Origin of the sequence: Burkholderia sp. Leaf177 (assembly GCF_001424345.1) — a bacterium.
Classification (GTDB): Bacteria; Pseudomonadota; Gammaproteobacteria; order Burkholderiales; family Burkholderiaceae; genus Caballeronia.
The window spans coordinates 283,226-290,802 of record NZ_LMPF01000004.1 but is presented as its reverse complement, the minus strand read 5'-3'; the positions used below and the strand labels follow the sequence as shown (position 1 = coordinate 290,802).

Genomic DNA, 7,577 nt, shown 5'->3' with positions numbered 1-7,577 from the left:
CGCATCAAGCTCAAACTAAACGGGCTGAGTCCTGTGATGTACAGAACTCAGCCCACTCGGCCCTAGCCGAAAACTGTCCAACTTCGCGGGGTCAGTTCACATCGGGGCTTTTCTTTCTTAGTGCGCAGGTTTTGTAGATTCACGCCCGCTTCGATCTCCCTTTCCCCGCGACATCCGACAGGATCTTCTGCACGCTTTCCACGTACCGTTCCGTGCCGAAGCGGTTGATTGCGTTTGCATAACCCTGCTCGACCAGACGCTCGCGCAGGTCTGCATCGGCGGAAAGTTCGCCGAGCACGCCAGCCAGCTCAGCCACGTCGCCCGGCGTGCAGAGAATGCCGTTCTCGCGGTTCGTCACGATATCCACCACGCCGCCCGCACGCGCCGCGACGACCGGCCGCTTCGCCAGCATCCCTTCGATTATCACGCGGCCGAACGGCTCCGGGCTAATGGACGTGTGCGCGATGACATCGACGGCTTTCATGCAAGCTGCAATGTCATGCTGGAACCCAAGAAAATGCACGCGATCCCCGAGCCCGTGCTCGAGCACGTAAGCCCTCAACTCGGCCTCGTAAGCGTCCTCGCCAAAAAGCGCCGCGCCAACCAGAACAGCGTGCATGTCGGGTGCATCGAGCAGCGCTTCGAGCAACACGTGTTGCCCTTTCCAGCGCGCGAGCCGGCTGAACGATCCAACCAGAAACGCGTCGAGCGGCAAGCCGAACCGCGCACGCAGTTCGTGCTGCGCGACCGCTTCGAGCTCCGTGAACGGCTCGGCCGAAATGCCGTTGAAGACCACGTCCAGACGCTCTTCCTTCATCCGCGTCAATGCGGTAAGCGCAACGGCTGACGCAGTCGAATTTGCGATCACGCGCTCCAGCATCAGCTTCGTGCACCACTTGATGATGGTGAGCTGCGTCTTGCCGAAATGCTCGGGACTGACGATATCGCGCAGATGCCACACGACCGGGCGTCGTGAAATCAGGCCTGCAATTGCACCGACGACCATCGCGCGTTGCGTGTTCACGTAGATCACATCCGAGTTGCGCGATTTCTCCAGCGTGCCGCGCACGAGCCCCATGACGCCGCCGATCACGCCGGCGCCCGGCCGCTTCATGCTGCTGTCCTTGCTGACGGTTCCGAGCGCGGCGCCATCGAGCACGTCGACCTTGATGCCGACGGCTTCCAGCGCGATGCGAAACGGACCGTCGTCGAAGAGCACCGTTTCGTTATTGCCGCGCATGTTCTTCATGACTTCGAGCAGCGACAATTCCGCGCCGCCGAGCACCCCGCTTTGATCGACGGCGAGTACACGCATGCCGTCGGCGGCTTCGTTGTCTTCATCCTGCGCCGGCGTGGTTGGCCTGGCCTTGCGCACGAGCGGCACGGGCGGCAACGCTGGCGGCGGCAGCGTGAATTGCGGCGCGACGCTTTGCACGTAGCCGCGCAGGTTATCGCGGAAATGCCGCACCGAAAAACGCTCGGCATTCGCGCGGCAATCCGCCGGTTCGATCTTCACCGCGCCGAGTTCGAAACCCTCCACGGCATCGATGATCGACTCGGTCGTTTGTTCTTCGAAGAAGAGACCTGTCGGGCATGCGTTCGAACTGTCGAGGACCGTTTCGAGCGCGCCGCCCTTGCCGAATGCGATCACAGGCGTTCCGCACGCCTGCGCCTCGACCACCGAGATGCCGAAGTCTTCTTCGGCCGCGAACACGAACGCCTTCGCGCGACGCATGTTGTCCTGCAAGACCGAGAACGGCTGATACCCCATGATCTCGATGTTCGCGGTCGCCTTCTCGCAGATCTTGCGCATGTCGGGACCATCGCCGATCACGACCAGACGACGCTCGGGCATCTTCGCGAACGCCTCGACGATCAGGTCGATTTTCTTGTACGGCACCATGCGCGATGCCGTCAGATAAAAGTCTTCTTTCACCTCGCACAGCTGGAATGCATCCACGTCCACGGGCGGGAAGATCACATGCGAATCACGGTGATAAACCTTGTTGATCCGCCGCGAAATGAACTCCGAATTCGCGATGAAATGATCCACCGAGTTCGACGTCCGGATGTCCCAGTTGCGCATGTAGTGCAGCACGAGACGCGCGAGCATCGACTTCATGCCAACGGTGAGATTCGATTGCTTCAGGTACTGATGCTGCAGGTCCCACGCGTATCGGATAGGGGAATGCACGTAGCTCACATGAACCTGATCGGGACCTGTGAGAATGCCTTTTGCGACTGCATGACTGCTCGATATCACGAGGTCGTAGCCGGAAACATCGAGTTGTTCGATAGCGAGCGGCATCAACGGCAAGTACGATCTGTATCGCTTCTTCGCTTGCGGCAATTTCTGAATGAACGACGTGGTCACCGTCTTGCCGCGCATCCACGCGCGCTCTTCCATGAAGTCGACCACGCTGAAAAGATCGGCTTCGGGAAAGCAGATGATGATCTGCTCGAGCACCTTTTCGGCGCCGGCAAACGCCACGAGCCAGTCGTGCACGATCGCCACTCGCGGTACTCGTTTCGCAACGCGCGCACGATGCTTCGGCGGCGCGTCCATCACGGAAGGCGGATTCACATCGACACTGTCAGCACGGTCCTGAACCGGGTCGATGAGCACATCATCGAGGTCATCTCTCATGCGCCACTCCTCACCTTAAACCGTGGATTTCGCGCGTCGTTTCAGACGCGCATTCAACTCGCGAGCAAAGCCGCGCGCCATGGAGCGCAACGCGGGCCGCGTCAACAAAGAACAGCTCGCATTCAGCCCCGCGATGACAAACGCGGCGGCGACTGACTGCAATGGATATTCAATTGGATCGATGAGATAAGCGGCGCCTAATCCCGCGACGAGAAACGCGAGATGCATGAGCATGTCGGCGGCAATTGGCCTGGCACTGACGCGCGAGATCCAGAGCAAAAGGCCGTAGTCGACCAGCGAACGCAGCACGACCACAGTCGCGGCGCCAATAGGACCAAAGTGCGCGATGCCGAACCACAGCGCCGTCACGAAGAACGGCAGTTGCACGAGGCCGATACGCGCGGCCGTAGCCGGATTGATCTGCGACTGGATCATGATGCGCGTGACGCTTGCCTGCCCGACGAGCCACACGCCGATGATCAGGATGCGTCCAACGGGTGCGCTCGCGATGGCAATTTCCTGCCCGACCCAGAGGTGCAGAAATGGCGCGAGCACCAGCATGACGAAGAGCGCGATGGGCGTAAACACGCCGTTGAGGAATTCGAGCGACTGCCGGACCATGGCATCGGCGTGATCGCGCTTGATCGCTGACAAGCGAGGAAACAGCGTCCGTACAAGGGAGTTCGGCAGCATGTTGAGACGCGTGACGAGGTTCTGCGGCACGGTGTAATACGTGACGAAACGCGCGCCGAGATTTGCGCCGAGCAGCATGCGATCGAGCGAATCCGTGATCATGCTGGAGATGGTTGCAACCAGCATCCATCCGCCGAATTTGAACAGTCCGCTGGCGACCCCGAGTTGCGGCCACTCGATGCGTTTGAGATCGAGCACTTTGATGCTTGCGCGCGCAAGCATCACGACTGCGATAACCCGCGCGACCACGGCTGCGGCGAGCACTGTTTGCAGGTTCGGCGCGATTTTCCATGCGGCGGCGAGCGGCAGCAATTGAAAGAGGAACGTGCCGATGGTCTGGTTCGTGTTGTAGATACCGAAGCGTTCTACGCCGTTGATTGCGCCTGCGCAGACCCATGAAACGTTTGCGATTGGAATGGCGAGCGCGAGCCATGGAAGTGCGTGATAGACCTCGCGCTGCATGTCGGGGGACGTGTGTGCGACGTAGGCGGTATAGGCGAACGCGCCGAAGTAGATCAGTGCTCCGCCGATGATTCCTGTGCCCAGGTTGAGCCAGATTGCGCTCCAGAAAACGCGTGATCGCGCTTCGGGGTCGTTTGCTGCGTGCGCTTTCGATATTTGATGCTGCGCGGCCATGCCCATGCCGAGATCGAGAATGCCGAAGTAGCCGATCAGCGTCCAGACGAGGCTGATGACGCCATAGCGTTCGACGCCTACGAGGTGGATATAGGCGGGTACGGTGATCAGGGAGACGAAGGTGGGCAGCACCAGTCCCGAGAAGTTGATCGCCATGTTTTTGATTAACGATTTTTCCATCAGGGGCGGGTCGTTGGTACTTGGGTTTTAGGGGGTTTAAGCGTTGAGGGTTTGGGTGTTAAGGATTTGGGCGTTAAGGTTGGGCATTAAAGGTTTGGTGCTGGGTTAATGCCGGGTTGCTGCTTTCTAAGTCCTCGCGCGTTTCGTGTTATCTGTTCTCTTTTGCACTATTAGCCACTGTCCGTGGCGGGACTTCATTTCTTTGTCCAACGGCGACAAAGAAACGAAGCAAAGAAAACGCCTCTCCACCGCTAATTCTTAAGTGTCCACAGCGTGCAGCGACAACTGCGTGGCACGCAAGAAGCACCCTCAGCGCATAACCCAGACCAGTTGAAACCCTCCCCCTCCGGCAACAGATACCCACACGCTTCGCCACCAGCGTAGGAATCCACTAATCAAGCCTCCGCGCTGCGCGCGCTAGCGCCCAAACGAAGAGACGGCAGCACTAGCGGTTAAGTCTGCGTTCAAAATACGGTGGACCGGTTATATGGGCTCAATCCGTTGTTATGTCTGGAACGGATTTCCGTATTAACGGATTCCGACGCTGGTGGCGAAGCGTGTGGGTATCCGTTGCCGGAGCGGGAGGGTTTCAGCTGTCCGTGGTTATTCGCTGAGGGTGCTTCTTGCGTGCCACACAGTTTTCATAGCGGTTGGAAGGCGTTTTCTTTGCTTCGTTTCTTTGTCGCCGTTGGACAAAGAAATGAAGTCCCGCCACGGACAGTGGCTAATAGTGATAAAGAGAACGACTAACATAAACCGCGCGCTATCTTAAGCAGCGGCAACTCGGCACAGACCCCGACCTAAATCCCACAGACCCCAAAACCCCGTGCGCCCCTTACGGTCGCCACCTGTACATCATCACCTTCCCCCGCGCATCCTCTTCGACAAAAATCAAATACTCTCCATCGGCCTGCCGACTAGCACTAATCCCGTTCGGGACATCAACCCACCCTGACGCGCGCCCCACCTCCGGCCCAGGCTTGATCACGCCGACCTCCCGCCCGGTATCCTTCTCATACACATGAACCATCCCGACCGGTTCCACCGAAAAGAGATACTTTCCCTCCACCGTCAAACCAATCGTGGTAGCAAGCGGCTTGCTCTTCGTATCCCACGGCAAGGCAATCGAATAACGCAACTTCGGCGTGCCCGATGACCACCGGTCATACCTCACCAGCCGTCGCCCAACTTCCTTCCAATACCCTCGATCAAACGGTTCATCCGCCGTATAACCCGTCAGATACATCGTGTCCGTATCGGCTTCATAAACCGCGCGCTTCACTACGTTGAACGGCGCCGGCATGGGAAAGTTCTGCGCATCGTTGTACGAATAAAGCGGATTGCCAACCTTGTCCACGCCACCGAACTTGAAGCGATTGATACCGCGCGAATCACTCGTGTGCCAAATGTCGCCCTTCGTATCGACCCACCATCCCCAGCCGCCCGGATTTGGCAGCAAACCGTTGTTCGACTCGAATTCGTTCGGCTCGAAACGCCCGTTGCCGCTGTCGTCACGCCAGATCCAGTCACCGCCCGCGGGACGGTTCGGAATGTTCACCGCATCGCGCTCACGCCCCGCGAAATACCCGGAAGGAATGGCCAGTTCACCGTTGCGCTTTGCATCGAAGCGATAGATCTTCAAGTGATCCGAATACATGTCCGTCAGGTACAAAAACGTCCGCCCCGCGAGCTTGCGTGCGATCGGCTGGCCCGGCCAGTCATCCACGCTGAAACTCGGGTCTTCGGGATACTTGAAACGCCCCGAAAGGAAACCCGCGTACGTCCATTCCTGCCCCGCCGGTTTCGATAAATCCAGCTCGAAGCGCTTGTTGCCGGTGTACACGCTGTTCGGCCGCGACGGGTCCATCCACGCGCCGTCCACAAACAACAATCCCTGCACCTGCCACACTTGCTTGCCATCGGCAGCGTAGCTTTCGAGCGTCGCGCCCAAACCTGCGCCCGTCGAACCCTGGCGCACGCCAATGCCGTTCGTCGATACATAAACGTTGCCCGCCGCATCCGCGCCCACGCCGGTCAGTCCGTTGAAACGCTGCGGGCCGGGCTTCCCTGCAACGCCCGAAAAAATTCCGCCGCGCTCACCCAACGCACTCGCCTCGCGATACTTTCCCGCGCCGCCCTCACGCGTGAAAATCAGCACCTGTTGACGCGGGCCGTTGTCGGCAACGAGCAAACGTCCTTGTGCATCGACGGTAATATCCACCGCGTCGGTGCCGGCCGCGAATGCCGGCGCATCGTCGATCACCGCACCCGTCGCCGCGTAGTGAGCAAGGCGCGCCTTCGCACCTTGCGTGTTCACCAGCGCCCACAACGTGCCGTCGTTCGCGAGCGCGAGGCGTCCCGGTTGCGGCGCGCTCCAGTTGCTCTTTTGCTGCATCGATTCGGCGTCGTACACCTCGATCCGATTCGCCGATGTATTCGCGACGTACAACAAGGCATCGGTTGCAGCCAGACCGCCGACGTCCTGCCTGAATTCGACCTTCGGCGCGCCGCGCTTTTCGTCCGGCGCCTCGTTGACCATCAGGAACGCAGCCGCAAGTTGTGTGTGTCCGTCGGCTTTATCGGCGGTGAGGTTCGCCTGGAACGTGGCGGGCCGTTTCATATCGCTCAAGTCACGGCGCGACACGCCAAACCATTGCTTGCCCTTCGGCGGCCATACACCCGGCTTCGACAAACCGCCGCGCTCGTTGCCCACACTCACCGCGACAAACACATAGCGCTTGTTCAGCGCAATGGCGTTGCCGCCGTAATTGCCCCAGCCGTGCGTGCCGCCGGCCACGCCGAGCACCTTGCCGTTCTTGTAGACGCTGACTTCAGCGCCGCTCTCGTCCCAAGGCGCGTTAGTGAACACGCGCCCGTCCGGCGCCACGGCGATCGCGGTGATGTTGATCTGCGTCCACGCGCCATCGCCGAAACCGAAGGTGTTGCCAATCCAGGATGTTCGCGCCTGCAGCACAGCCGGCGGCGCCACGTATGCCGGAAAAGCCGGAGCCGCCGCAGCCAAGCCAAGCGCACTCACCAACACGAACCGCGAAACCACAACCGAAAAACGATGCAAAGTGCGATGCAAGAGGTTTTCTCCATCTGAGAGCGGCCGGCTCTGCTCAATCGGCCAATGGAGCAGAAAAAGCGTCACGGCCGTTACTCGGTTAATCGAAGCCTACCGTTCAAATATTGCAAAAAAATCTGAAATAAATGGATCGGCGAAATGGGCAAACGTGTCGTTGGTTTTCGATCCGACTTATTTCCGTTAAAAAAATTGTTTCGAAAAGTAATAGCAAGACGGCGTTCGGATGGCTTGCGATAAAGCCTTCAATAGGCGCTCGGCCCCTCCCGACCCAAATATTTTCCTAATTGTTTCGCCATAGAATTAATCACGATTTTTATGAATTTCTCTGTGCGG

The 7,577-nt window shown here is 59.1% G+C and carries 3 protein-coding genes; all 3 read right to left on the bottom strand.

Annotated features, from left to right (window positions below; all coding sequences use genetic code 11):
• Positions 1 to 139: 139 nt before the first annotated feature.
• The 3 genes from ASG35_RS08155 to ASG35_RS08145 all read right to left on the bottom strand — a co-directional run bounded on the left by ASG35_RS08155 (position 140) and on the right by ASG35_RS08145 (position 7,232).
• Positions 140 to 2,647 (bottom strand): glycosyltransferase family 4 protein, encoded by a 2,508-nt coding sequence (locus ASG35_RS08155; protein ID WP_056355284.1) that lies wholly within the window; start codon positions 2,645 to 2,647, stop codon positions 140 to 142.
• A gap of 15 nt (positions 2,648 to 2,662) precedes the next feature.
• Positions 2,663 to 4,156, bottom strand: coding sequence for a flippase (locus ASG35_RS08150; RefSeq protein ID WP_056355279.1), 1,494 nt, complete (start codon positions 4,154 to 4,156; stop codon positions 2,663 to 2,665).
• An 835-nt stretch (positions 4,157 to 4,991) separates the two neighbouring features.
• Positions 4,992 to 7,232: a hypothetical protein gene (locus ASG35_RS08145; protein ID WP_056355380.1), complete on the bottom strand. Its 2,241-nt coding sequence runs from the start codon at positions 7,230 to 7,232 to the stop codon at positions 4,992 to 4,994.
• Between the last annotated feature and the right edge of the window lie 345 nt (positions 7,233 to 7,577).